Annotated in this window: 18 protein-coding genes; 10 read left to right on the top strand and 8 right to left on the bottom strand. The window is 55.8% G+C overall.

From position 1 onward, the window contains the following. Positions 1-64: 64 nt before the first annotated feature. Together ABEA92_RS18425 and ABEA92_RS18430 are read right to left on the bottom strand one after the other, a co-directional pair. Positions 65-568 carry an RNA-binding regulator gene (locus ABEA92_RS18425; RefSeq protein WP_345685320.1) on the bottom strand — a complete coding sequence of 168 codons (504 nt, stop codon included), beginning with the start codon at positions 566-568 and terminating at the stop codon, positions 65-67. Between the two features lie 434 nt (positions 569-1,002). Further along, the gene (locus ABEA92_RS18430) at positions 1,003-2,298 is read right to left on the bottom strand and encodes a CCA tRNA nucleotidyltransferase (RefSeq protein ID WP_345685321.1); all 1,296 of its coding nucleotides are present in this window, start codon (positions 2,296-2,298) and stop codon (positions 1,003-1,005) included. A gap of 130 nt (positions 2,299-2,428) precedes the next feature. On the opposite strand from ABEA92_RS18430, the gene ABEA92_RS18435 reads away from it, so the two are divergent. Then, positions 2,429-2,863 (top strand): NUDIX hydrolase, encoded by a 435-nt coding sequence (locus ABEA92_RS18435; protein WP_345685322.1) that lies wholly within the window; start codon positions 2,429-2,431, stop codon positions 2,861-2,863. Between the two features lie 145 nt (positions 2,864-3,008). Here the strand turns inward: ABEA92_RS18435 and ABEA92_RS18440 are convergent, their stop codons facing one another. Beyond that, positions 3,009-6,086 carry a hypothetical protein gene (locus ABEA92_RS18440; RefSeq protein WP_345685323.1) on the bottom strand — a complete coding sequence of 1,026 codons (3,078 nt, stop codon included), beginning with the start codon at positions 6,084-6,086 and terminating at the stop codon, positions 3,009-3,011. Between the two features lie 398 nt (positions 6,087-6,484). On the opposite strand from ABEA92_RS18440, the gene ABEA92_RS18445 reads away from it, so the two are divergent. Both ABEA92_RS18445 and gmd read left to right on the top strand, forming a co-directional pair. Beyond that, positions 6,485-7,438, top strand: coding sequence for a GDP-L-fucose synthase family protein (locus ABEA92_RS18445; RefSeq protein WP_345685324.1), 954 nt, complete (start codon positions 6,485-6,487; stop codon positions 7,436-7,438). A gap of 74 nt (positions 7,439-7,512) precedes the next feature. Continuing rightward, a complete protein-coding gene (gene gmd / locus ABEA92_RS18450; protein ID WP_345685325.1) occupies positions 7,513-8,529 on the top strand; it encodes a GDP-mannose 4,6-dehydratase in 1,017 nt (338 codons plus the stop codon). A 322-nt stretch (positions 8,530-8,851) separates the two neighbouring features. On the opposite strand, the gene ABEA92_RS18455 is transcribed toward gmd, so the two are convergent. Beyond that, positions 8,852-9,817: a DUF808 domain-containing protein gene (locus tag ABEA92_RS18455; protein WP_345685326.1), complete on the bottom strand. Its 966-nt coding sequence runs from the start codon at positions 9,815-9,817 to the stop codon at positions 8,852-8,854. A gap of 178 nt (positions 9,818-9,995) precedes the next feature. Here ABEA92_RS18455 and ABEA92_RS18460 point away from each other — a divergent pair, with 178 nt between their 5' ends. After that, positions 9,996-11,492, top strand: a complete 1,497-nt coding sequence (locus ABEA92_RS18460) for a N,N-dimethylformamidase beta subunit family domain-containing protein (RefSeq protein WP_345685327.1) — start codon at positions 9,996-9,998, stop codon at positions 11,490-11,492. A gap of 237 nt (positions 11,493-11,729) precedes the next feature. Here the strand turns inward: ABEA92_RS18460 and ABEA92_RS18465 are convergent, their stop codons facing one another. The 3 genes from ABEA92_RS18465 to ABEA92_RS18475 all read right to left on the bottom strand — a co-directional run bounded on the left by ABEA92_RS18465 (position 11,730) and on the right by ABEA92_RS18475 (position 13,831). Next, entirely contained in the window at positions 11,730-12,599 is an 870-nt protein-coding gene (locus tag ABEA92_RS18465) for a helix-turn-helix domain-containing protein (protein ID WP_345685328.1), read from the bottom strand. Positions 12,600-12,742: 143 nt separating this feature from the next. Further along, positions 12,743-12,949, bottom strand: coding sequence for a hypothetical protein (locus ABEA92_RS18470; protein WP_345685329.1), 207 nt, complete (start codon positions 12,947-12,949; stop codon positions 12,743-12,745). A gap of 72 nt (positions 12,950-13,021) precedes the next feature. Further along, positions 13,022-13,831, bottom strand: a complete 810-nt coding sequence (locus tag ABEA92_RS18475) for a 6-phosphogluconolactonase (RefSeq protein ID WP_345685330.1) — start codon at positions 13,829-13,831, stop codon at positions 13,022-13,024. A gap of 681 nt (positions 13,832-14,512) precedes the next feature. Between ABEA92_RS18475 and ABEA92_RS18480 the strand changes: the two genes are divergently transcribed. The 6 genes from ABEA92_RS18480 to ABEA92_RS18505 all read left to right on the top strand — a co-directional run bounded on the left by ABEA92_RS18480 (position 14,513) and on the right by ABEA92_RS18505 (position 21,549). Further along, the gene (locus tag ABEA92_RS18480) at positions 14,513-15,328 is read left to right on the top strand and encodes a PIG-L deacetylase family protein (RefSeq protein ID WP_345685331.1); all 816 of its coding nucleotides are present in this window, start codon (positions 14,513-14,515) and stop codon (positions 15,326-15,328) included. Between the two features lie 127 nt (positions 15,329-15,455). Beyond that, entirely contained in the window at positions 15,456-16,484 is a 1,029-nt protein-coding gene (locus ABEA92_RS18485) for an SIS domain-containing protein (protein WP_345685332.1), read from the top strand. Positions 16,485-16,564: 80 nt separating this feature from the next. Next, positions 16,565-17,680, top strand: a complete 1,116-nt coding sequence (locus ABEA92_RS18490) for a Gfo/Idh/MocA family protein (protein ID WP_345685333.1) — start codon at positions 16,565-16,567, stop codon at positions 17,678-17,680. Next, the gene (tdh, locus tag ABEA92_RS18495) at positions 17,677-18,702 is read left to right on the top strand and encodes an L-threonine 3-dehydrogenase (RefSeq protein ID WP_345685334.1); all 1,026 of its coding nucleotides are present in this window, start codon (positions 17,677-17,679) and stop codon (positions 18,700-18,702) included. The genes ABEA92_RS18490 and tdh overlap by 4 nt, the downstream gene beginning before the upstream one ends. A 231-nt stretch (positions 18,703-18,933) precedes the next feature. Continuing rightward, entirely contained in the window at positions 18,934-20,310 is a 1,377-nt protein-coding gene (locus tag ABEA92_RS18500) for a Gfo/Idh/MocA family protein (RefSeq protein ID WP_345685335.1), read from the top strand. Positions 20,311-20,364: 54 nt separating this feature from the next. Then, on the top strand, positions 20,365-21,549 hold the full coding sequence (locus ABEA92_RS18505; RefSeq protein WP_345685336.1) for a glycine C-acetyltransferase: 1,185 nt from the start codon (positions 20,365-20,367) through the stop codon (positions 21,547-21,549). Between the two features lie 244 nt (positions 21,550-21,793). Here ABEA92_RS18505 and ABEA92_RS18510 read toward each other — a convergent pair whose 3' ends face one another. Beyond that, positions 21,794-24,046 (bottom strand): ATP-binding protein, encoded by a 2,253-nt coding sequence (locus ABEA92_RS18510; RefSeq protein ID WP_345685337.1) that lies wholly within the window; start codon positions 24,044-24,046, stop codon positions 21,794-21,796. Between the last annotated feature and the right edge of the window lies 1 nt (position 24,047).

Genomic DNA, 24,047 nt, shown 5'->3' on the forward strand with positions numbered 1-24,047 from the left:
ACGATTTTTGTGACGCTTAGGCTCTGCAAACAGGGCCGTCGGTCACGAGTCCATCGGAGACGTCTTAGTAACGATCGCCGCGGCCACCGCCACTGCGACCACCGCCGCCGCCACCACCGTAGCCGCCGCGACCACCGCCGCCGCCACCGCCACCGTAGCCGCCGCGACCACCGCCGCCGCCGCCACCATAACCACCACGTCCGCCGCCACGATCTTCACGCGGGCGAGCTTCATTGACTGTCAATGAACGACCTTCATGTTCTTTTTCGTGCAGTCCAGTGATAGCAGCTTGAGCTTCAGCATCGCTGCTCATCTCAACAAAGCCAAAGCCTTTGCTCCGGCCGCTATCGCGATCAGTGATGACCTGGGCGCTTTCAACCGTGCCAAACTCAGAAAACAAGTTTTCCAGGTCAGAACTTGAGACACTAAAGCTCAAGTTTCCACAATACAATTTCCTTCCCAACGCTAAACTCCTGTGCAAGGATTGACCGCCCGCCGTTGGAAGTTGCGGGCATAAAAGACTGCGGCCTATTTGGAGACCTACCAAGTGGGACGGACGAAACTGCACGCCCCGGCCTAAATCCGGCTACGAGCTGCACGATCAACCAACCAACCACGATTCAATTTACCGTATTAAACAGCCGCGTATAGCCCAAAGTCTCTCTGGAAATCGCCCCAGAGTGCCAAAATATCGTAAAAATTTGCCCCGCACTGGCTGCCGACCCAGCACGCCAAAATGCAAAAACGACCGTCCTTAGCGAGGCGGATTTTGATTAAGCCAGCAAAACAGACGCCTCGCTGCTGATCCGCTTTGCCACGTTACAATTAATCCACTTTCTTGATTTCTCACTGTGGACACAGCCAATTTGCATCGACGATTAACGTTCTCGCCCGGCAAATGCGTCGTCAAACCGGTTGTAACAATGAAATGCAGCGACCTGTTTTTGTTGTCACAATCAACCATCCCACCACGCCGCCGACGCTCTCGCCAGGACGGTTGGGTTACCACTGTGTCGCCCGGACTTCGGCAATGGCTTCCTCACGCGTCGTTAGTTCGCCATCGAGTTGCCGGCGGCGAAGTTCACGCAGTATCTTTGTGTACACTGGGCCCGCTGGGATTTCCAGCTTTGCCAGATCGCTGCCATTGAGTAGCGGCGGCGGGTCCAACACATCCGCAGGAAGTTGCAACGCTTCTTTGACTCGCCGGATCCCTTCATCCCCCAGCCCTTCGGCGGCTGCAAAATCACTTGCCACGTCGAGCACAAAGGCGGCATCACGATCCGTCAAAATGGGTTGGATCTTTGACCACGGGACTTGATGTGCAATCGCTAGTCGCGGGGCGGTTCTCAGCGCCGTGGTCACAATCCGAACCTCTTCGTTCGATAGTTTCCACCGCTCGGTGATTGCTTTGAGTGCGGCGTTGGCCGCTGGGCTGGCCAGCAAAAGGATTGCTAGCGCGACGGGAAAGTCACGCGGACGACGTTTTTGAAAAAACTGTGCAATCCGAGCATGGTCCATCTGCAAAAGTTCCGGCAGCACGTGTTGCGCCAATTGAAGCTCGCGAAGATAGTCCAGCCCCGACAGTAGATGCTCCGAAGCCATGCAGCGTCGCATTTCAACACCGATGCGTTCTCCGCTGACGACTTCGATTTCGCCAGCATTTTCGGCGATGGCATTGGCGGTTTCAGCGTCAATTTGAAAGCTGATCGTGGTGGCAAAGCGAACCGCCCGTAACATCCTCAACTTGTCTTCGGCGAATCGTTGACGAGGATCCCCGATCGTCCTCAGCAGTGAACGATTAAGGTCTTCGCGGCCGCCGACGTAGTCGATGATCTGAGATTCCACCGGATCAAAGAACAGTCCGTTGATGGTGAAATCGCGACGCAGCGCATCTGCCTCGGCGTTTCCAAAGTGAACGCTATCGGGACGTCGTCCATCAAGGTAAACGCCGTCGCTGCGAAAGGTTGCCACTTCGGTCGGTTCGACCTTTTCGACGCTCGCTTGCCGTGAATCGCCCGGCGACGCACTGCGGCGGTCGGGCAACACTCCCATCACTCCGAAACTGGCTCCGAATGCGAGCGTCCGCTTGCGGCCGAACACGTCGCGGATGGCGTCGGGCGTTGCATCGGTCGCGACGTCATAGTCCTTGGGCGATTTCCCCAACAACGCATCGCGGACGCTGCCACCAGCTAGGTACGCGGTAAAGCCGGCTTCGCGTAAGCGGTTGATAATCCGGATCGCTTCTTGGGCGGGGGGACTGGAAAAATCAAAATCGTAGCGGGTGCGAATGGGGTTCAATAAATCGTTGCAATGGTGACAGTGAAACAGCCGTGATGGGATCCGTTGGGCGTGCAAAAACAGCCCCAATCGACACGGTCCCTCAAGACCTCCGATTGTGGCTAAAGCCGATCTTGGGTAAAAGCACGGTATGAGTCATTTCAAGCAAAGAATCGGAAAAAAGCGAGGTGTCGTGGGAGTGATCTTCCGCGACGAAAAATTATTGATCATCCGTCGTTCGCTTACGGTGACGGCCCCGGGCAAGCTCTGTCTGCCCGGCGGGACGATCGAAAAAGGAGAGACCGAAGAGTTCGCGTTGGTTCGCGAAATGCAAGAAGAACTTACGATTGATGTCTCGCCCGTGCGCTTGGTCTGGCGGAGCGTTACCCCGTGGGGGACAACGCTGGCGTGGTGGTTGGCACACCTTGATGCCGACGTAACCCCGGTTCCCAATCCCGACGAGGTTTCCGAATATCGCTGGATGAACAGCGACGATATCTGTGCCGCGCGTGAGATGCTGCCGAGCTTGCCCGAGTTCATTCAAGCCGTGCGGGCTCGCGAAGTTGAACTCGATTTCGCGTTCTAATGTTCGCGATGCAAAATCGACTTGCCATACTGGGACGCAAGCAAGCCTGCAGACTAACAGCAACGCTGGCTAGCCGCGGGCAAACTTAGTTTGCAGCAAACCGATGTCGTTTCGGTTTGCTCTTGGCTATGCAACGAAAGCGATCCTAACGGGGACGCGTTGCGATGCGAGACGCGTCGCCTTCGCTGATCGATAATGCAACCCAGCCTTCGCGCAATTCCAATTGGCTGATCTGTAACCCATTGACACCGGGGTGGCGTGCCAATGCTTCGGTCGTCAACGGGAATCCGTGGTTTGGCGAAAGCACCTTGTTAAAGATCGCACGGATTGGCAATCGCTCTCGCATCGACAAACTCGGACCACTGATGCTCAAGTGACCGTCACGTACCAGCGTCGCATGCAGCCCATCGACTTGCGGGACATACGCCGCACGCACGATGAAACGTCGCAGATCAAACGACTCGCCACGTGTCAATCGGACGATCCGCAGCGTTAGCCAAAGTTTGCCATCTTCGATCTCGACCGTGATCGGTCGAGTCTTGGCAAATTGAATCATCACATCATTGGGAATGTCTTCAGGGATCGTCGGTGTTTCTTTGCCGAACAACACCATTCCTTCGTGAATCATTTCCGAGATCAAGCGAGGACGATCGCGTGGGACCAATTGCTCAAGCGTGTTGTTCATGGTTGATTGATGCACCTGAACGCTCATTAAACTGTCTCGCAGTGCACGCGGACGCGGCGTGTGGGCACCGAGCTGCCAATCGCCCGCCAACCGGTAGCGTGCCAACAAACGTTCGTTCGTGGTTTGCATATCAGCGACCTGCGGATCCAATCGCAATGCTCCAAGTGGCCCAAGCACCATTTTCGATAGATTGCGTGCCGACTCGTTAATTTGGTCATCAACGCGTTGATCAATTTCGCCGCCGACTTGCTCGCGAACCTTTTCTTGAGCAATCCGGTTCGAGATCGGCTCGAGCGAGTCGTAGCGTGATTCGGCGATGCTGCGGACAAGTGCGCCGATCAATGGCCAATTGTCATAATCGGTCTCGATGCCTTGCAATCGGTTTTCACCGCGTACATCCACCCACGAATCACCGAGTTGAACGCCGTCCGGAGTGATTTCGATTGGCGTTGTCGCTCGGAAGTCGGCGTCACCGTGCGTTCGCAAGGCGACGGGGCCATTGAATCCGACCGACTGCGTACGCACATTGCCGGTCGTTTGCAGATCGAGCTGCCAATGGTTGGGCGACGGTAACAATTGAACGCTCAACTTGCTTTGTACATGGCTGGTGCCACGCACGCGGCTGCCCAGCATCTGCGTTCGCACGGGAATCGTTTGTGGATCGATTGTCGGTAACATGCGCTGCAGCATCGCTTGGCTGATCGCAAGACGCACATTGGCGTTGCGGTAGTGCGAATCGATTGCCGCAGCGACTTGCACGGCAACGGGGTTGTCGGCGTGGCGAAGCGTTTGGACGGCCTCGGCAATTTCAAGCGAGACAGTGTCGATTTCGTTGGACTCTTGATGCTCGATCTGGTTCAGCAAGCTGGCGTAGTCCACGGCTCCTCGCGTCCAGGGACGGACGGCGACGGCAAGTTGTTCGACCGCATCGTTTGCGAGCCATTCGCGATGCTCGGGGTGCAAGCCGTGCCAGCGCAGACGTGCCAGGAATCGCTTGGCCAACATCGCACGGTCTTCGTTGGACGAACCGGTGGCCGCATTTTCAATCGCATCAAGCAACAGGAAACGGGCCCAACCTTCGGCATCCCCGGTCTCGTCGAGGATTTGCCGGACGTTGGCGACGAACTCGCTTGCATCGACGTCCGCTTCCAAAATGCTCCGCGATGCGAGCGTTTGTGTGTCACCACGTTGGGTCAGCTGCCAAATCGGTTGCCACACCGCCACACGCCGCTCGATTGCAAAGCAGGCATACAAAAATCGAATTTGGATTTCGCGGGTCGCCATCAATTCGGCGGTCTGGCGGCCCTCGCTTCGAAGTCGGTCGAGCGATTCAATCAGATCACCCGCACGCATGTCGCCAAGTCGAGGAAGCGTCCTCAGTTCGCGAAGCGTTTCTTGAACGGCGTGAGTCCACTGCGAAACCGCCGCCAATTCTTGCTGACGCAGCGCCGTCATTGCGTGGTCGGCTTCTGCTTCGGTCTTTGAATATTCGGCCAGCAGTTCGAGCTGATGATCCAAGCTGGTAGTCACAGGCCAACCGGCAGGACTGAGCTGGTGCGATCGACGGTCCGGCTGGAATACCGACGTTGGTTGTTGTGACGACTCAGTCTCGTTGGTTTGGTCCTGCCCTGAGATCACCTCGGGGGCATGAGGATCCAGCGCGGCCCGCGGGCTGATTTTTGCCAGCACGGAAATCGATTTTGGCAGAATCGACTCGCGGGGATTCGATGCAGTTGTCTGCGGAAGTGTCGCCGTCGGCTGCCGCGAAGCCACTGGCGATGGCGCCGCCGCGTTTAAAACCACTTCGTTACCGCGAACACGCGAGTAATCGACATCGGGCGAGAGGGTTGCGAGTTCGTCGTACGAATGTGCTAGCGATGCATCGTCCTGAGCGGCGAGGGTGGGGACGGCCGCATCGTGGCCAGCTAGTTCTTGTTGTTCTTCGCGAATCGGTGCCACCAACCGCTTTTCACTTTCCGCCACTTCTCGGGCCGCGTCGACGCTGGCGTCTGCATCGGCGTCGACGATGACTGTATTTGTTTCGCCCAACGCGAGGTTGCCGGTTGTGGCGTCGTCGTTTTTGGGTTCGAAAGCAAACGAGTCGAATTGATTCGCCGCTTCGTCTCTCATCTTCTCGGTCAGCTGATCACTGGGGCGCTCGGGTGTCGCTGGCACAGACGGCGCCGCGGGTTCGTCCTCGGGCAGCTCGGTTGGCAGCTCGCTCGTGGCAATCGAAGCGGTTGGCGAAATTAGTTCGCGTTCGAGCCGCAGTGGCAATCGCATTCCACGCGTTCCATGCTCGGCTCGTTCCACCACGTCGACGGCGACATCGGGAGGCGAAATTTGGCTGTGCAAGACGTTGATCTGGCTGGTCTTTGCGGTTGCTTCGGTTCGTGAAACCGGCTGCACAACTGGCCCGGAAACGGACTTGCCCATCAACATTGCCGAATCGTCCGTGATGCCATCGGTTCGTGATCCGGCTTTCGCGTCCGCGTGGGGCGATACCAGGCCTCGAGCCCTCGTGGTAAACTCGCTCAACGACGGAATGGTTCCAATCCACGACAGCGATAGAACCGTGATTGAAGTAAGCAGGGGCCAGAAAACCAGGGATCTTTTGACGTCTTTACGCATCCCGATCTCATCTTGAATTAGCGGGAGAAGTGAACAAGGACGGCCGTGTGCTGGGCGATTGCCAACCATGGCAATTCTGTACGGCCGTTGTAGACTAGCATCGGCGATCCAATCGGCTCAGTTCACAATGCTCTTTCGATCGCTACAAAAAGACGAGAAGTCGCCATTCCCCCCAACCCGTAGGAGTGGTTTTTATGTACTATTTTGCGAATTCAAGTTCGTGTTGGCTCGAAAGCGTAAATTTGCTATCAGTACGCTAAATTGCCTTGCCAATCATCCTGTTTTTCGAGACACCGTTTCGCGACATGACTGAAATCTCCGGGAAAATCTACGTCGCCGGCCATCGTGGTATGGTCGGTTCAGCGGTGTGCCGAAGACTGGCCAGCGAGAAAAATTGCGAAGTTTTGACTGCAACTCGCGATCAGCTCGATTTGACAAACCAACGTGCCGTGGAGGATTTCTTCGCTCGGGAGCGTCCTGACGCGGTCATCTTCGCCGCCGCCCGCGTTGGCGGAGTGCTCGCAAACGACACGTACCCGGTCGAATTCTTGGGCGACAATGTGCTGATGTCGACCTTTGCCATCAATGCAGCCTATACAGCTGGGGTCAAACGGTTCCTGTTTCTGGGCAGCACCTGTATCTACCCACGCGACTGCCCGCAACCGATTCAAGAAGATGCGTTGCTGACCGGTCCGCTTGAAAAGACCAACGAAGCGTACGCGCTGGCGAAGATCGCTGGGCTGAAACTTTGCCAATTTTATCGTCGCCAACATGGCGTGATGTTCCACAGCGCGATGCCGACGAATCTGTACGGTCCCGGCGATAATTACCATCCCCAGCACAGCCACGTGTTGCCGGCGTTATTGCGAAGGTTTCATGAAGCCACCCAGCAAGAAATCGACAGCGTCACCATTTGGGGCACCGGCACCCCACGGCGTGAGTTCTTGTATGTCGATGATCTCGCCGACGCACTTGTGTTCATGCTGACACAGTCAAATCCACCCGACTGGGTCAACGTCGGAACCGGGGTCGATTTGTCGATCCTCGATTTGGCGCATCTTGTTGCAAAAACCGTCGGTTATCAGGGAGAAATCAAGACCGATCCTTCCAAGCCCGACGGCACCCCGGTCAAATGCAGCGACGTTTCGCGGCTGAACTCTTTGGGGTGGAAGCATCAAGTCGAACTCGCGGAAGGTTTAGAAAGAACGTACGATCACTTTTTGAGCGAGCTGGAATCGGGGCTAATGCGTTCGGTCTAAGTTCCACCCTTTCATCCAAAACATTGGATCCCATCAACTCTATTTCGTAACCCAAACTACTCTCCGATACAGACATGACCAAAAACGCATTGATCACTGGAATTACCGGTCAAGACGGCAGCTACCTCGCAGAACTGCTGCTCGACAAGGGATACACCGTTCACGGCTTGGTGCGCCGCAGCAGTACCTTTTCGACCGAGCGAATCGAGCACATCTATCAAGACGTTCACGAGGATTCACGGCTTCGCCTGCATTACGGCGACCTGACCGATGGCCAAGCGTTGACGAATCTGGTGCTGGAGATCGAACCGGATGAAATTTACAACCTGGGGGCGCAGAGCCACGTTCGCGTCTCGTTCGACCAACCGGTCTACACGCTACAAACGGTGGGCGTCGGAGCACTCAACGTACTCGAAGCAGCCCGTTTGCTGAACCAGAAGAAGCAGGTCCGCGTTTACCAGGCCAGCAGCAGTGAGATGTACGGCGACGTGTTGCAAACGCCGCAAACCGAGTTGACTCCCTTCAACCCACAATCGCCCTATGCATGTGCAAAGGTCTTTGCGTTTCACCAAACCGTAAACTACCGACACAGCTACGACATGTTCGCCAGCAACGGGATTCTATTTAATCATGAATCCGAGCGACGCGGAGAGACGTTTGTCACACGAAAGATCACCCGAGCTGCGGGCCGTATCAAAGTTGGAATGCAAAAGAAATTGTACCTCGGCAACCTCGACGCCAAACGCGACTGGGGCTACGCGAAAGATTACGTCGAAGGGATGTGGCGAATCTTGCAGCACGACGAGCCAGACGATTTTGTGCTTGCGACCGGACGCACCGAGACGGTTCGCGACTTCGCTCGTTTGGTGTTCCAACAACTGGATCTGGACTACGAAGATTTCGTCGAGATCGATCCACGTTACTTCCGTCCGGCGGAAGTCGAGTTGTTGCTGGGCGATCCCAGCAAAGCAAAAGAAAAACTGGGCTGGGAAGCTGCCACCGACTTAGAAGAACTCGCGCGCATCATGACCGAGCACGACTTGGAACTGGCCAAGCGTGAAGCTCACGCCAAGAGCTTCGTTCCCAGCTAATTCGGCCGATCGACTCCAGAGCGATTCGAAAGATTCCCGGCGGTGGTAGATCGCCGGAGAATCTGCAACGCATAACCCATCAGCGGTGCGACGATCATCTTGATCGTGAGCACTGCTGTCAGGTGTTTTTTAAGACACGGCGACTGAGCACCATGATCTACGTTGGTTGTAGCAGTAGCAATGCCGCGGTCACGGCTCGCTGCAACAGGACGGCTTGCGCCGTGCCACTGCTTGCAGTAGACGGCATTGTCCTTTCAGCTCACGTCGCACCGTCTTGTTTGCGTCGCTACGCTCGCCAACGCGTGGATGGTTGCAGCTCCAATCAACTCGCGGCGCTGCTTTGTGACGGTTCCTTGCGTCCGCGTAGTCGCTGCACTCCGTTGACAATCAATAGACAGAGCGTGCCGCCGATGATTCCTAAGATTGCATCGAGCAGCATCTTCGCGATGCTGGATACAACGCCGCCAATCCCTTCGATTTCGGTCAATGGATGAACCAGAGACTCAACGAGGTGGTGCAGCGGAGGAATCCCATGCGTCAGGATGCCGCCGCCGACCAAAAACATCGCAGCCGTGCCGGCGATCGACAAGAATTTCATCAAGTACGGGGCTGTCGTGATCAGCGCGTAACCCACTTTTTGCTTGAACCCTGGTTTGGACTCCGCCGAATCGAGCCGCATCAGCCGAGTTCCCAAATCATCGATTTTGACGATTCCGGCAACCAAACCGTAAACGCCGACGGTCATTAGCATCGAGATCGCGACCAAAACCATCAATCGTGTGGTGAACGACGACGTCGCCACGGTTCCGAGCGTGATCACCACAATTTCGGCGGACAAGATAAAGTCGGTCCGGATCGCGCCGCGAATTTTGTCCTTCTCGATCGCGACCATGTCGATGTTCGGATCCACAAGCGCGGCGCCTAATTCTCGCTCGTGCTGTTCATCTTCCTTGTGGTGAAAGAACTTGTGGGCGAGTTTCTCGCAACCTTCAAAGCATAGGTACAATCCGCCGATGATCAGCAGCGGCGTGATCGACCAAGGAGCCAGTGCGCTCAAGCCGAGCGCGATGGGCACGAGGATGGCTTTATTTAGCAGCGATCCTTTGGCAACCGCCCAGACGACGGGAAGCTCGCGACGCGCGTCGACCCCGGTGACCTGCTGGGCATTGAGTGCTAGGTCGTCTCCGAGCACCCCCGCCGTTTTTTTTGCGGCCACTTTGGTCAAGACGGCGATGTCGTCGAGGATGGTGGCGATGTCGTCCAGCAACATCAACAAACCACTGGCCATAGAATAAACCCCAAAAGCAGTGAAACGGTTGAGAAGCGTCGCGAGATCGGACGCGTGAATATCGATCCCCGACGCAGTGATGGTTATACACCATCTGAGTAACCGTGGGAGAGTACCGATACGGTACAATGCCCACCTGCGTTATCCCTCGCCATATTTCCTACCGGATGGGCTGTCCATGAATCGTTCGCCTGACCGTCGCCAAATGCTCGGGGCGACTGCCGCAACCGCCAGTTCACTGATGTTACCCAAGCTCGGCTGTGCAGGTTCGGCGGCGTCGACGACGATCGCGTCAGAGAACGCCAAGGCGGGAACGCAGCAGTGGCGACTACGTAAAACACGAATCGATCCTGAAACGAAATACCGCTGCCCTTGGATCGAAGGCTATGTGTCGCACGCCAGCATCTTGCCGGGGGAAACGCTGCAAGTGATGGTTAGCACCGATCCGGTCAGCGAGTTTACCATCGAATTTTACCGGCTGGGCTACTACGCAGGCGACGGCGGACGGTTGGTTCACACCAGCGGGAAATTACAGGGCACCGTCCAAACGATGCCATCACCGGGCCCGCGTCGCTTACAAAATTGCAAGTGGGCGTCCAGTTTTGAAATGCGGATTCCCGACGATTGGGTCAGCGGTGTGTACGTCGGCAAGCTGACCGAATTGACCGAAGGGTTGCAAAGCTACGTCATCTTTGTCGTCCGTGACATACGGCGGGCCGAGTTGATGTTTCAGTGCAGCGATCATACATGGCAGGCGTACAACCGTTGGCCCTCTCAGTATTCGCTGTACGACAATGGCGAAACACCGTGGCATTGGGGCGGCGAATCGCAAGTCAGTTTTAATCGTCCGTACGGCAAGTATTGCCAGATCCTTGATGCTCCTCTGTCGATTGGCTCGGGCGAGTTTTTCTTGTGGGAGTTTCCGTTCGTCTACTGGCTCGAGAAAGAAGGTTACGATGTGACCTACGTCTCCAATACTGATTTGCACCGTGATGCCCGCGAGCCACTCCGCTGCAATGGCTTCCTCAGCGTCGGGCACGACGAATATTGGTCGATCGAGATGTTTCGCAATTTGCAAACCGCGATCGCCAGCGGCGTTAACATTGGATTCTTTTCAGGCAATGCGGTCTGCGGTCGCATCCAATGGGACGAAGCGACGCGGTCGTTCTACCGCGTCGGAGTGTTCGGGCCGCCTGGGGGAACCCGTGAATTTAAGTCGATGTCTTCGCTGACGCACGAGCGTCCCTACGCAAACGAGATCATCGGCGCGCATAGCACCGGACCGGTCACTGGCGGAGCGGATTGGATCTGCACCGCTCCGGATCACTGGCTCTACGAGGGCACGCAGATGCAGCGGGGCGATACGATCCCGGGCGTGATTGGATGGGAGTGGCACGGCGACCCCGCAGCGATAGCCGGGCTAGAGATTGTCGCTCGCGGACCGACTCAGTCGGCACCGGGAATCCCCAACGGTGGCGAGTACACCGCCACGGTTTATCCAGGCCCCAAGAACAACATCGTGTTTAATGCCGCCACCTGTTGGTGGGCGGACGGTTTGTCCGACCCGCCGGGCTATGTTCGTCCGAGCGTGTACACGTCACCGCAAGGCCCCGATTCACGGCTGCAGCAAATCACCCATAACGTGCTCCGCCGAATGCGGCTAACAATGTCGTGATTCGCTCGCCGAATGCCATAAACCCTCCAGTGAAGTTTGGTCCGTTCCGCTAGCGTTTTACTGGAACGGGCATAGGTAGGCCAGCATTTGAGGTAATGGACAAGGCAACGAGTCCCCACGACGGAGAGGCACGACGGGACTCGTTGCCTCGTCCACTACGGAGCAAATACTTTACCCGCGTGATTCGGCACAAAACTCGAATGACGAAGTTGTTTCCCAGCAGTGCTTTACGAACCCCTACGAAGCGATACGGAATCTCGCACGGTAATCCCGTGGCGTCATTTGACGTAATTGACGAAAACGACGGTTGAAATTCGAAAGGTTTGCGAACCCTGCCTGCATGCTAATCGACAAAATAGAATCGTCGGTGTCGGTTAGTAGCCGGCAAGCCAAACCAATCCGCAATTCGCTGATGTAATCCGATAGCGTGCGACCGGTCGACTGTTTGAAAAAGCGACTGAATGCCGACGCGTTCATGTCGGCAAGCTCTGCCAATTCGCTGTGACCAAGCTCAGGGTCGGTCAAATGATTTGCAATATGATCGCAGATCTTTTGGATTCTTGTTTCCACATCTTGGCTGGACGTGACCGAATAAAATTCGCTCGCCAATTGCACGCTTTGGTTGCAAGAGGCCAGTTCGTCTAAGATCGTGAAGAGTTCGATCAGTCGTGTCGCACCTTGCTTGTGTACCAGCGAGGTCATGCGTGCGCCAATCCGGGCCGCTACATGCTCGGGAAACCACAATCCACGGCTCGCGGTTTGCAACAGTTTGTTGATACTGAGCATTTCCGAGACACAAAAGAATTGGTTTCCCAGAAAATCGGGGTGAAATTGCAATACGATCGCAGGATGACGGTCGTACTTCTTTCCCCGGTATTCGTCGGAAGCCCAGGTGTGCGGAAGTTGAGACCCAAGCAACACCAAGTCGTGATCGCGATAGCTGCCAATGTGATCACCGACCACGCGTGACCCTGCGCCTCGGTAAATGTACGTCAGCTCGATTTCGGGGTGGCGATGCCATTTCACCGGAGAAAGTAACTCAGAGCGATCGAAGCAGCGAAACGACTCTCCGACCGCAGGAACAAGTTTCTCGTAGGACGGTTTCATGGCAGTGATACGGGGTAGGAGGCACTTCCGAATCGAGACGCAATGGGATTCTGCAATCGCGTGGTCAGGGGGGAGTGGCGAATGGGCGGCGGTTGGTAGGCGTGGCGGGGATGTCGCAGGCGACTCGGCGAGGACACCAACCATCATACCAAGCGAACGATTTCGGGATCACCCATCGCGGATACGTTTGGTTGACGCGATCCCGCCAAAGCGTCGATCCGGGACACCGGTGGACTGTTGCGATGATCTGCAATCCGCTCCGATCGGTGCGACTTGCAGACCATCGTTTCAACGTTTTGAAGCTGCGTGTTGATCACAACCCGACGCGTCCACGAGGGAATTTTCATCATGACTCGGTCGCTCGCTAACGCGTCGGGTTGGGATTTACCGGGAAAAATGACAACGTCGCAACTTCAAACGTACTACTTCGGGTCTAGCGTTGATGCCGCTGCCGAATCCAAGGCGAACTGAACGTCATCATGACCTTGCAGATAGGTTGCGGGCACCGAATCGGTGATCTCGCCTTGGACGCTACGCGCGACAATGGCGGATTTGTGCTGGCCAAACGCTAACAAGCGAATACGGCGGGATCGAAGGATCGTGCCGACTCCCATCGTGATCGCCAGTTCAGGGGTATTGTCGAGTCCACCAAAGTCGTTTGCCGCATCTGAGCGTGTGATGTCGCAAAGTTCCACAAGCCGGGTGGCTGAGTCGACTTCGGATCCAGGTTCATTAAAACCAACATGACCGGTGCGTCCGATGCCAAGCAATTGAAGATCGATGCCGCCGGCGACATTGATCGCGTCCTCATATTGTTGACAGTACTCGTCAACACCGTCGCGACCGATCGTGCCATCGGGAATATGAATGCTGGACCGAGGAATGTCGACGTGGTCGAAGAGTTGTTCGTTCATGAACCGAACATAGCTCTGGGCGGCATCCGGTTGCATCGGGAAGTATTCGTCTAGGTTGAACGTCACGACATGCTTCATCGACAGGTTTTCTTCGCGATGAATTCGTATCAGTTCGCGATAAACACGAACGGGCGTCGATCCCGTGGCAAGGCCCAAAACGCACGACTCGCCCTCAGCGGCACGTTGGCGAATCAGTGCCGCGATCTCGGACGCGACGGATTGACTAGCGTCAACGTCACTGCCAAACACACGAACCGCGATGCCGTTTCGAATCCACTGGACAAGGTTGTCGTCTTTCTCGGTCGGTTGGGTTAACAAAGTCTGTTCCTATTCGCGTACGGGAAAATCGCTATCGAAGGGATCCGAACTCAGACGCCGTGTGCCACCCCGCGGGGTGACTGTTCTGGGGCCGCCGGTTCCAGGTCCGGATGTGCCCCGGCCAAGGGGGAGGCAACGTCCACTGAACCCCTACGGCGTGACGGGGCCAACGTGTCTGAGCAACCTATCTTAGAGGCAATCAGCGATCGATCCACACTAGGTCTTGCTATTTATGATACCGAGTGTGCGCAAATACTATAAAACACTATGGTTACTGCAAGATTGCTGCAACAGTGATACAAAGATGATCTCGCTCGATTGCCGCATTGTTCGCCGCAATGCTGTGGCCAGGGGCCAGATTGGCGCCAAAACAGCCAATCATAGAGTTTTTGGAACCAGTGTTTTACGCGTAATAACGGTAATTCCGTTTGTGATTGCGATTTGACTTGCCTATCAATCTTGGCGTCGCCGCCCCCTCGGATTGAGGGCATTAACTGGGGCGTGGTGCGCAATTATCTCATCATCTACGGCGGTGATGCGCATCCCCTGGAATGGATGACTTACTGTGGCGCACACAGAACACCAGAAATGGCAACCGAACAAGAGGACACGGGCGGTGAAGCCAAGCAAACTACGTGCACGTCGGACTGAGAACATCACGCATCCTAGAGGTACCGAACCATGGCCAGCACGGAAAAAAGCACGCAGCGCAAAGTCGCACTGGCATTGATGGCTCACCCGGATGATGCAGAAATCACTTGCGCGGGCACCTTGATCCGCTTGGCCGAACAGGGCTGGGAAACCCACATTGCGACGTTGACTGGGGGTGATTGTGGGGCGTTGACCGGGGATGCCGCCGAGGTGGCGCGTATCCGCATTACCGAGGGAACCGAAGCCGCAAAATTGGCCGGAGCCACGTTTCACTGTTTGAACGAACCCGATGGGCGTGTGGTTTATGACCGCAATGCGTTGCAGAAGGTGATTGATCTGTTTCGCACGATCGCCCCCACGCTCGTGATCACGATGCCCATGTCGGATTACCACGCCGACCATGAAATCACCGGCCAACTTGGGCGTGCAGCGAGTTTCGTGTTTGCCGCTCCGAATGCTTCGACGTTGCCGTTGGTTGCTGGATCCACGATTCCACATCTCTATTACTGTGATGGTCACGGCGGGACGGATCGCTTGGGACAAAAAGTGGAACCGACGACACGCGTTGACATCACCGAGCAACTCGATCGCAAAACTGAGATGCTGGCCTGTCATGCAAGCCAACGAGAATGGCTGCGAGTGCACAACGGAATCGACGAATACTTGTCGACGATGCGTTATTACAACGAAACACGCGGCGAGGAATGTGGTGTGCCAGCAGCAGAGGTGTTTATTCAGCACACCGGGCACGCCTATCCGACAAACGATCTGCTCGCAGAACTGTTCCCCTTGAATCGTTCGTGCCAAAGCAACGCCATCGGCGCGTCGACCGTGATTGGCTCCTGATCGCCTTTGCTGACAACACAGCAATCGATTCACTGTACCGAACTCAATAAGCTCCCCCGCTTTTTCAAATCGCTTCCCAACAACTCGCGACTCTATCCATTCGAAAACCTCTCGATCGAGAAAAACGATGAATCCTGAAAGCGAGCATTTTATTCAATTCGGTTTGGTCAACGATATGTTATCGGTGCCTGATTTGATCCGCAATTTCGATACGGATCGGATGAGTGCGATGGCGGACGCGATCGTTGAAGCGGGCAATTTGATGATCACGGGTGAAGGATCGAGCCGTTTCTTTCCCGCCCGACAAGCGATCACCTGGGCGAGAAAACGAGGATCCTCGATTGGGATTCATACGGAATCGGCGCTGCAAGCGATGGAATACAACTTGCGAGATTGGGCCGTCTTGGGGCTGTCCAATTCCGGGCAAACTGCCGAAGTGATCGAATTGTTTTACAATTTGAAACTCGATGGGCACCCGAAACGATTCAGTTTGACAAGTTATCCAAACACACAGCTTGAGACGTTCGCGACCGCCGGATATGTACTGGGATGCGGCGAAGAAAACGCGGTGGCGGCTACCAAGAGTGTTGTCGAACAGGCGTTGTTTTTGCGAGCGCTGTTAGAGCATGTCCATGGGGTCGACACGCTTGCACCGCGTCGAGGCCAGCTAGCCGATGCCGTCGAGTCTGCGCTGTTAAGCGAGTTGCCCGCTGAGTTGGTTTGCCGCGTTGCGCGAGCCAAAACGGTATACTGGGCAGGACGCAACGACGGGGTCGCGGAGGAATTGACGCTCAAAACGAACGAGGTGATTCGAAAGTCCGCCGATTTTCTCGACGGTACTTATGCCGTACACGGGATCGAGGAAGTGATGGACGCCGAGGATGTCTTGATCTGGATCGAACCGCACTCGGTCAGTGAGGCCAAATTCAAAAGCGTGCTCGAGCGTAGTGTTGGAATGGAGATCATCGCCATTGCTTCGCGTCCGACGAGTTTTCCAACCATCTTGATTCCCGACGCCCGCGATTTGTCGGGGTTCGTCCAGATGGCGGCGGGGTGGAATTTGTTGGTCAACGTCGGGCTGAAACTTGGCGTCGATGTGGACACTCCCGTACGTGCCCGAAAAGTCGGAAATGCGTTTTCGCCTCAGTTGGTCTAGCCGATCGTGTCCATTCTTTTGAGTAACAAACCACGTTTACAGAGCATCGTTGTCCTAAGAACTTGAAGAAAGAATTGCAAATGAAGTCGTCTGTGCGAGTGTTGTGCGTCGGGGCAGGGCATATGGGGCGATCCCATGCGTTGGCCTACCACCGAATCGACGGATTTGAGATCGTCGGCATCTGCACTCGATCCTCTCAATCGAGCAGCAAGTTAAATCGTGAACTAGGCGGTGGGTATGCCGAGTTCCATGACTTTGCGGCTGCGTTGCAAGAAACCCAACCGGATGCGGTTTGTATTTCCACATGGCCCGACACGCATGCCGAATACGCCACCGCGGCGATCGAAGCGGGATGCCATGTGTTTGTCGAGAAGCCGCTTGCTGATTCCGTCGCCGCGGCAGAACAAATCATCCAGCATGCCAACGCCTCGGACCGCAAAGTGGTGGTAGGTTATATTTTAAGGCATCACCCAAGTTGGACGCGGTTCACGGAAATTGCCAAGACATTGGGCAAACCGTTGGTGATGCGAATGAACCTAAACCAAAGCTCCTCAGGATCGGCCTGGCAAACGCATAAAAAATTGATGTCAACCGTTTCGCCCATCGTCGATTGCGGCGTGCACTACGTGGACGTGATGTGCCAAATGACCGAGTCGCGGCCGGTGCGGGTGTCGGGGATTGGGGCCAGATTGACCGACGAACTTCCTGAGGGCATGGTCAATTACGGGCAATTGCAGGTGACCTTCGCCGACGGTTCGGTGGGCTGGTACGAGGCCGGTTGGGGGCCGATGATGAGTGAGACCGCGTTTTTCGTCAAAGACGTGGTCGGTCCCAAAGGCTCGGTTTCGATCGTCGCGGACTCTGCAGCAGCGGCGGGCCAAAGTGCCAACGTCGATGCGCACACCCAGACCGAATCGCTGCGTTTGCACCACAGCCAATTGGACGCCGAAGGCAACTTTGCCAAACAAGACGAACTGCTTCGGCTAGAGGACGAACTTGATCACGATGCCTTGTGCCAACGTGAACAAGAATACTTTCTTGAAGCGATTCGCAGCGATATCGATTTGACCGATCATTTAAACGACGCACTCAATTCGATGCGAATCGTCGCGGCCGCGGATGAATCGTTCCGCACCGGTCGGACGATCGAACTGGTGCATGAAGACAGCTCGAACACGGTGGGAGCCGGATCATGAAGGCGTTGGTAAAACGAGAAAAGCAGCCGGGACTGTGGCTCGAGGAGGTTCCGATGCCAACGATCGGCATCAACGATGTGCTGATCAAAGTCGACCGCACCGGGATCTGTGGGACGGACGTGCACATCTACAAATGGGATGCGTGGGCCCAGAAAACGATCCCCGTTCCGATGGTCGTAGGGCACGAATTCGTCGGCGAGATCGTGGAAACCGGTTCGAACGTGACCGATTTCTATCCAGGCGAAATCGTCAGCGGCGAAGGACACGTCGTGTGCGGTCGGTGCCGGAATTGTTTAGCGGGACGACGGCACTTGTGCGCCGACACCAAAGGGATCGGCGTCAATCGCCCCGGTGCGTTTGCGGAATACATCTCGCTACCGATGACCAATGTGTGGCACCACGACGAATCGATCGACCGTGACGTGGCGGCGATCTTCGATCCGTTTGGGAATGCGGTGCATACGGCACTGTCCTTTCCGGTGCTTGGCGAGGATGTGTTGGTCACCGGCGCAGGGCCGATCGGTTGCATGGCCGCGGCGGTCGCAAAGCATGCCGGGGCTCGCCATGTCGTGGTGACCGATGTGAACCCGTATCGACTGCAGTTGGCTGAGAAAATGGGAGCGACTCGCACGGTCGATGTTCGCACTGAACAGCTCAGCGATGTACAAAAAGAAATCGGCATGAAAGAAGGCTTTGATGTCGGATTGGAAATGTCCGGCAACCCAGCCGCATTTCAAGAGATGATCGCTCAGATGAGCCATGGTGGAAAAATTGCGATGCTTGGCATCCCATCAGCCGACATGGCAATCGATTGGAACACGGTCGTCTTCAACATGTTGACGATCAAAGGAATCTATGGACGCGAAATGTACGAAACGTGGTACAAGATGAAGGTGATGGTCCAAAGCGGCTTGGATCTTTCGCCCGTCATCACCCATCGCTTTTCCTACGAAGAATTTGAGCAAGGATTTGACGTCATGATGTCAGGCCAATCCGGTAAAGTGATTCTGAATTGGAGCTGAACGACGCCTCGCATTTCGCTTTTGAAGTTGCGCTGTCGTCATTTTCCCCGGCAAATCCTAACCCGACGCGTGAGCGACGGAGCGAGAAAATATCGAGAATCCCTCGCTGACGCTTCGGGTTGCGAAAAAAATGCGACTTGAAAACTTTTCCCTTACCCTCCTTTTGCAACGAACAACGAACCCCGTTGATCCATTGCAAAGCCATTTTGTCCCTACCCTTCGGAGAAACTGATGACGAACCCTAAATCCAGCAATGACCGTGGCACGATTGCCGGCAGCGGCAAACCCAATGCAAGCGTGCCGAATCGCCGCGAAGCGATTCGCAGTGGCACCGCATTGTCGGCCGCATTGGGCACCGCCGCCCTGGGAAGTGGAGCGATCACGCCCGGCATGCTACACGCGGCGTCGTCATCGGACGATCCCAATCGAGTGATCCGCATCGGTATCGTCGGAGTGGGCGGACGAGGCACCGGAGCATTGAATGACTCGCTGTCGATCAACGACAATGTGCGTTTGGTTGCCATGGCGGATTTGCAACAAGAGAACTGCGAGCGAGCACGCACGATTCTGAGCAAGCGTCATGGAGAAAAGATTGACGTCAAAGATGATCGCATCCACATCGGGTTGGACGCCTACAAAAAAGTGCTCGAGGATCCCGAGGTCGACTTGGTCATCCTGGCGACGTCACCCGGTTTCCGTCCGTACCATATCGCCGAGGCCGTGGCCGCGGGCAAACACGTTTTTGCGGAAAAGCCGTCGTGCGTGGACCCTGCTGGTTATCGGATTTGCACCAAGGCGCATGACGAAGCGGTCAAACAGGGGACATCGATTGTCACCGGAACTCAGTATCGTCGCCAAGTCAACTACGTCGAAGCAATCAAGCGAATTCACGATGGTGAGATCGGCGACATCGTCAGCGCCACAACGCGTTATTGCTCGGGCGGCATTTGGTACAAGAATCGCAAAGAAGGCGTCAGCGATACTCAGTACCAATTGAACAATTGGATGCACTTTATCTGGTTGTCTGGGGACCAAATTACCGAACAAGCGGTGCACAACATCGACGCCATCAACTGGGTCATGGGGTCGGCGCCGGAAACCGCCTACGGGTCCGGCGGCCGGTTCACCCGCCCGGCCGACAGCGAGATGTGGGATAACGTTGCAATCGACTACACCTATCCCGGGAATCGAGTTTGCTCGTTCATGTGTCGCCAGATTCCAGGCACCAAAGGTGACAATGGAAACATCATTTACGGTACCAAAGGCATCGCCTATATCGATGCGATGAGTGGCGGTTCGCGGTTCACCGATCGCAACGGCAAAGAGACCTGGAGCATGAAGGGCAGCATCGCCGACGCGTACCGTCAAGAACACAAGGATCTGGTGGATTCGATTCGAAGCGGCAAGCCGATCGTCGAACTTCGCACCACCGCTGAAAGTTCGCTGACGGCGGTGATGGGACGAATGGCGGCCTACACCGGCCAACTGGTCGATTGGGATTTTGTTACCGAGAAGTCTTCGCTGGATCTGTTCCCCAAAGATTTGGATTGGAACGGTGATCGACCGGAACCCTCGTTTGCAATCCCCGGCGTCACGAAACTGACCTAAGTTCGATCGTCTATAGCGTAGACGACCCAGTTCACTCACACGAAAGCAAGCTTTATGTACGGCGCGTTCCAAACCCATCTGTCAACGCAACTCGGCGAGATCCGTGATCAAGGGCTTTATAAGTCCGAACGCGTGATCACGTCGCCGCAGGATGTTCGTATTCAAGTGGGAAGCGGTAAATCGGTGCTAAACCTGTGTGCCAACAACTATCTAGGGTTGGCCGACGACCCTGAGATCGTCAAGGCGGCACACGAGGGGCTTGATCGGTGGGGGTACGGGCTTTCGTCGGTTCGTTTCATCTGCGGTACTCAGGATGTTCACAAACAGCTCGAGCAATCGCTCAGCGAATTCCTGGGTACCGAGGACACGATTCTGTACACGTCGTGTTTTGACGCTAACGGCGGTTTGTTCGAAACGCTGCTTAGCAATGAGGATGCCATCATTTCGGACGAACTAAACCATGCATCGATCATCGATGGCGTTCGATTGTGTAAAGCACAGCGGTTCCGTTATCGCAACAATGACCTTGCTGATCTAGAAGCGAAATTGGCTGAAGCTTCAGCGGCTCGGTTTCGCATGATCGCCACCGACGGTGTGTTTTCGATGGACGGCTACATCGCCAATCTGCCGGGAATCTGCGATCTGGCCGACAAGTACAACGCGTTGGTGATGGTTGACGATTCGCACAGCGTCGGATTCATGGGCAAACATGGTCGCGGAACGCACGAGCATCATGATGTGATGGATCGAGTCGATATCATCACTGGAACGCTGGGCAAGGCGCTCGGTGGTGCCAGCGGCGGTTACACAAGCGGAAGACGCGAGATTATTGAATACTTGCGTCAACGCAGTCGACCTTATCTGTTTTCCAACTCGGTCGCCCCGCCGATCGTTGCTGCCTCGCTGCGTGCGATTGGATTGCTAAACGAGTCGACGGAGCTGCGGGATCGTTTGGAATCGAATACTCGTTTCTTTCGCGAAGGGATGCAGAAAGCTGGTTTTGACATCCTGCCAGGCGAGCATCCGATTGTCCCGATCATGTTCGGCGACGCGGTCGTGGCCTCGAAAATGGCCGATCTGATGCTTAGCAAAGGGGTCTACGTGATCGGATTCTCGTTCCCGGTGGTTCCTAAGGGGAAAGCACGAATTCGAACTCAGATCTCTGCTGCCCATAGCCAAGAAGATCTGCAGTTCGCGATCGATATGTTTTGCGAAGCCAAGGCCGAAATGCAGCTGTAGGGTGGTGGCATGCGGCGATCGCGATCTTGGCACCTGCGGAGCGGCTGGCGTGGAAAGGTCTACCAGTGCACGACCGTGTGCGGCCGCACCGCTAGAGCTTTACTGGAAATGAGCGTAGCTCGATCATAAGCATTGGCGGTAACGAACGAGGCAACGAGTCCAAGCGACCTAGTGGCACGACGGGACTCGTTGCCTCGTCCACTACCTAGGAAACACTTCACCGCCACGGGCATCGTTACTGGATCTATGTCGCGTCGTTGCCAAGCCAGTGAGAGAGCTTGGCCAGCAATTCACGCCGGTCGATCGGCTTGGTCAGAAAATCGCTGTAGCCGGCGTCAAGGCATCGCTGTTGGTCTCGGCTTAACGCGTTTGCGGTCAACGCGATGATGGGCCCCTGAAATCCCTGGTCTCGTAATTGTTTGGTCGCCGTGATTCCGTCCATGACCGGCATCTGCATGTCCATTAGGATCGCGTCGATGGGAATCCCTTTGTCACGATAGCTGCGCCATTTCTGGATGCCTTCGGATCCGTTGGTCGCGGACAAGATTTCGCCTCCCGCCGCACGTACGAACGCTTGAACAAGAAAGCGAATGTCGCGGCTGTCATCGACCGCTAAAATGCGTCCCGAAATCCCCGGCATCTCGTCGGCAGTTTGGTCGTCTTGCGAGACGTGATTGGGGTTGGCGTCTTCGCTGGTGGCCGAATTGATTGATGCCGCGGATGTTGCGGGTGTCGCTGTCGCAGGGGTTGGCGAGCTTTGATCGTGCGGAAGCGTTTCGGTGGGCACCGTAAACCGAAACGTGGACCCTTTGTTCACTTCGCTTTCTACGTCAATCGTTCCGCCTAACAAGTCAACCAAGCGGCGAGTGATCGCCAAACCTAATCCGGTACCGCCGTGTTGCCGGGTCGCGCTGTTATCGAGCTGTTCAAAAGGCGTGAAGACCGTTGCGAAGTCGTCAGGCGGGATTCCGATTCCGGTGTCCATCACGGCGATCTCGAGTCGCGTTGGTTGCGTGTGACAACGGACGACAATTCGGACTTCCCCTTGATCGGTGAACTTGATCGCGTTGCCGACCAGGTTGATCAAGATTTGCCGCAGCATTTTGACATCGGTCCAGATCAGATCGGGAATCGGCCCGTCGTATTGGACATGAAATTCCAGTCCTTTCTCGGCCGCACGGCCGCTCAACAGCGTGTGCACATGATTGATCAATGCGGCGACGCGATGAGGTTGGCGACGAACGTCGACCTTTCCCGCTTCGATTTTTGCCAAGTCAAGGATGTCGTTCAGGATTTCGCACAGATGGTCTCCGTTGGCTTTGATCGTTTCCAAGCAAGCTTTGTCCTCGCGACTTTGCAGTCGTGAATTCAATAGTTCCGTAAAACCGAGGATTGCCGTCATGGGAGTGCGAATCTCGTGACTCATATTGGCCAGGAACTGGCTTTTCGCTTCATTGGCTGCTTCGGCAGCGTGACGCGCCGTTTTGAGTTGTTCTTCGTACCGATGTCGCTCGGTAATATCCATCGCAACGCCAGCGATGTGTGACGGATGACGCGCCGGGGGATCGCCTGCAAAGACGGTGCTGCCACGCATCATCACCCATCGCACCGAGCCATCGGGGCGCACGATCCGGTGCTCATCCTGGAACTCGCCGTTCCCGCTGGGGTCCAGGCTTTGATCCATTTTTCGGGCGACGCGGTCACGATCGTCACGGTGGACCGCGCTCAGCAATCGCTTCAGACGAATGGTATCGTTGTGGTCGGCGGGCAACCCAAGCAATTGCATGAATTCGCGAGACAAACTCACTTGATTCGCCTGCACGTCGCCATAGTACGTCCCAAAGCCCGCGGCCCGAGCGGCCAATCGCAGTCGTGCTTCGTTTTCGGCCAACAATCGCGAGAACTGTTTCTCGGCCAACAGCAATCGTGACACTTCCGCTTCGGCAATGCGACGACGCTCAATCTCTTGATCGGCCGCGACGACCGCATCTTGCAGTTCACGTCGCGCCGAATCCAAACTCAATAGCAAGCGGCGGGATTGCTCGGCTGCATCGCGTGCATCCAACGCGTGCCGAGCCGCTTTCGCCGACGCGAGTTCGCCGGCCACACCATAGGCAAACAATTCCCAACCACGATGCGTCCGCTGGATTAAATCGCACGCCTTGGCTGCGGCCTGCGGATCGCCTAACAAAACGATCACAAGCGATCCAATCGAGATACCGCTGGCGTTCCAACTTTGGTCTCGCACGGGGTAGCAAAGGGTTGCGGTATGACGAGCCGATTTACGACATGCACGCAAGAATGTTTGCCATGTTTGGCCATCGGGCAATGTTTGAGGGAAACCCGCGATGGGCAGGAGTTGATCGACGTCGGTGTCTTCGGCGAAAACGATCAAATGATCGATCCCGAGCACGCGAGCGAATTGTTCCGCTTTTTCGTGTCGCGTCTCCAGGGTCGCTAACGAGGCGATCCACTCTAGCATCTCGGCAAGATTCATG

The organism is Novipirellula caenicola (assembly GCF_039545035.1).
In the GTDB taxonomy this organism is placed as follows: Bacteria; Planctomycetota; Planctomycetia; order Pirellulales; family Pirellulaceae; genus Novipirellula; species Novipirellula caenicola.

Excerpts from the sequence above, each read along its gene's own strand:
- ABEA92_RS18455 (WP_345685326.1), bottom strand. The coding sequence starts at position 9,817 with ATGGCCAGTGGTTTGTTGATGTTGCTGGACGACATCGCCACCATCCTC.
- ABEA92_RS18505 (WP_345685336.1), top strand. The coding sequence starts at position 20,365 with ATGTACGGCGCGTTCCAAACCCATCTGTCAACGCAACTCGGCGAGATC.
- ABEA92_RS18490 (WP_345685333.1), top strand. The coding sequence starts at position 16,565 with ATGAAGTCGTCTGTGCGAGTGTTGTGCGTCGGGGCAGGGCATATGGGG.
- ABEA92_RS18470 (WP_345685329.1), bottom strand. The coding sequence starts at position 12,949 with ATGATGAAAATTCCCTCGTGGACGCGTCGGGTTGTGATCAACACGCAG.
- ABEA92_RS18480 (WP_345685331.1), top strand. The coding sequence starts at position 14,513 with ATGGCCAGCACGGAAAAAAGCACGCAGCGCAAAGTCGCACTGGCATTG.
- ABEA92_RS18435 (WP_345685322.1), top strand. The coding sequence starts at position 2,429 with ATGAGTCATTTCAAGCAAAGAATCGGAAAAAAGCGAGGTGTCGTGGGA.
- ABEA92_RS18460 (WP_345685327.1), top strand. The coding sequence starts at position 9,996 with ATGAATCGTTCGCCTGACCGTCGCCAAATGCTCGGGGCGACTGCCGCA.
- ABEA92_RS18510 (WP_345685337.1), bottom strand. The coding sequence starts at position 24,046 with ATGAATCTTGCCGAGATGCTAGAGTGGATCGCCTCGTTAGCGACCCTG.
- ABEA92_RS18445 (WP_345685324.1), top strand. The coding sequence starts at position 6,485 with ATGACTGAAATCTCCGGGAAAATCTACGTCGCCGGCCATCGTGGTATG.
- ABEA92_RS18485 (WP_345685332.1), top strand. The coding sequence starts at position 15,456 with ATGAATCCTGAAAGCGAGCATTTTATTCAATTCGGTTTGGTCAACGAT.
- tdh (WP_345685334.1), top strand. The coding sequence starts at position 17,677 with ATGAAGGCGTTGGTAAAACGAGAAAAGCAGCCGGGACTGTGGCTCGAG.
- ABEA92_RS18500 (WP_345685335.1), top strand. The coding sequence starts at position 18,934 with ATGACGAACCCTAAATCCAGCAATGACCGTGGCACGATTGCCGGCAGC.
- ABEA92_RS18465 (WP_345685328.1), bottom strand. The coding sequence starts at position 12,599 with ATGAAACCGTCCTACGAGAAACTTGTTCCTGCGGTCGGAGAGTCGTTT.
- gmd (WP_345685325.1), top strand. The coding sequence starts at position 7,513 with ATGACCAAAAACGCATTGATCACTGGAATTACCGGTCAAGACGGCAGC.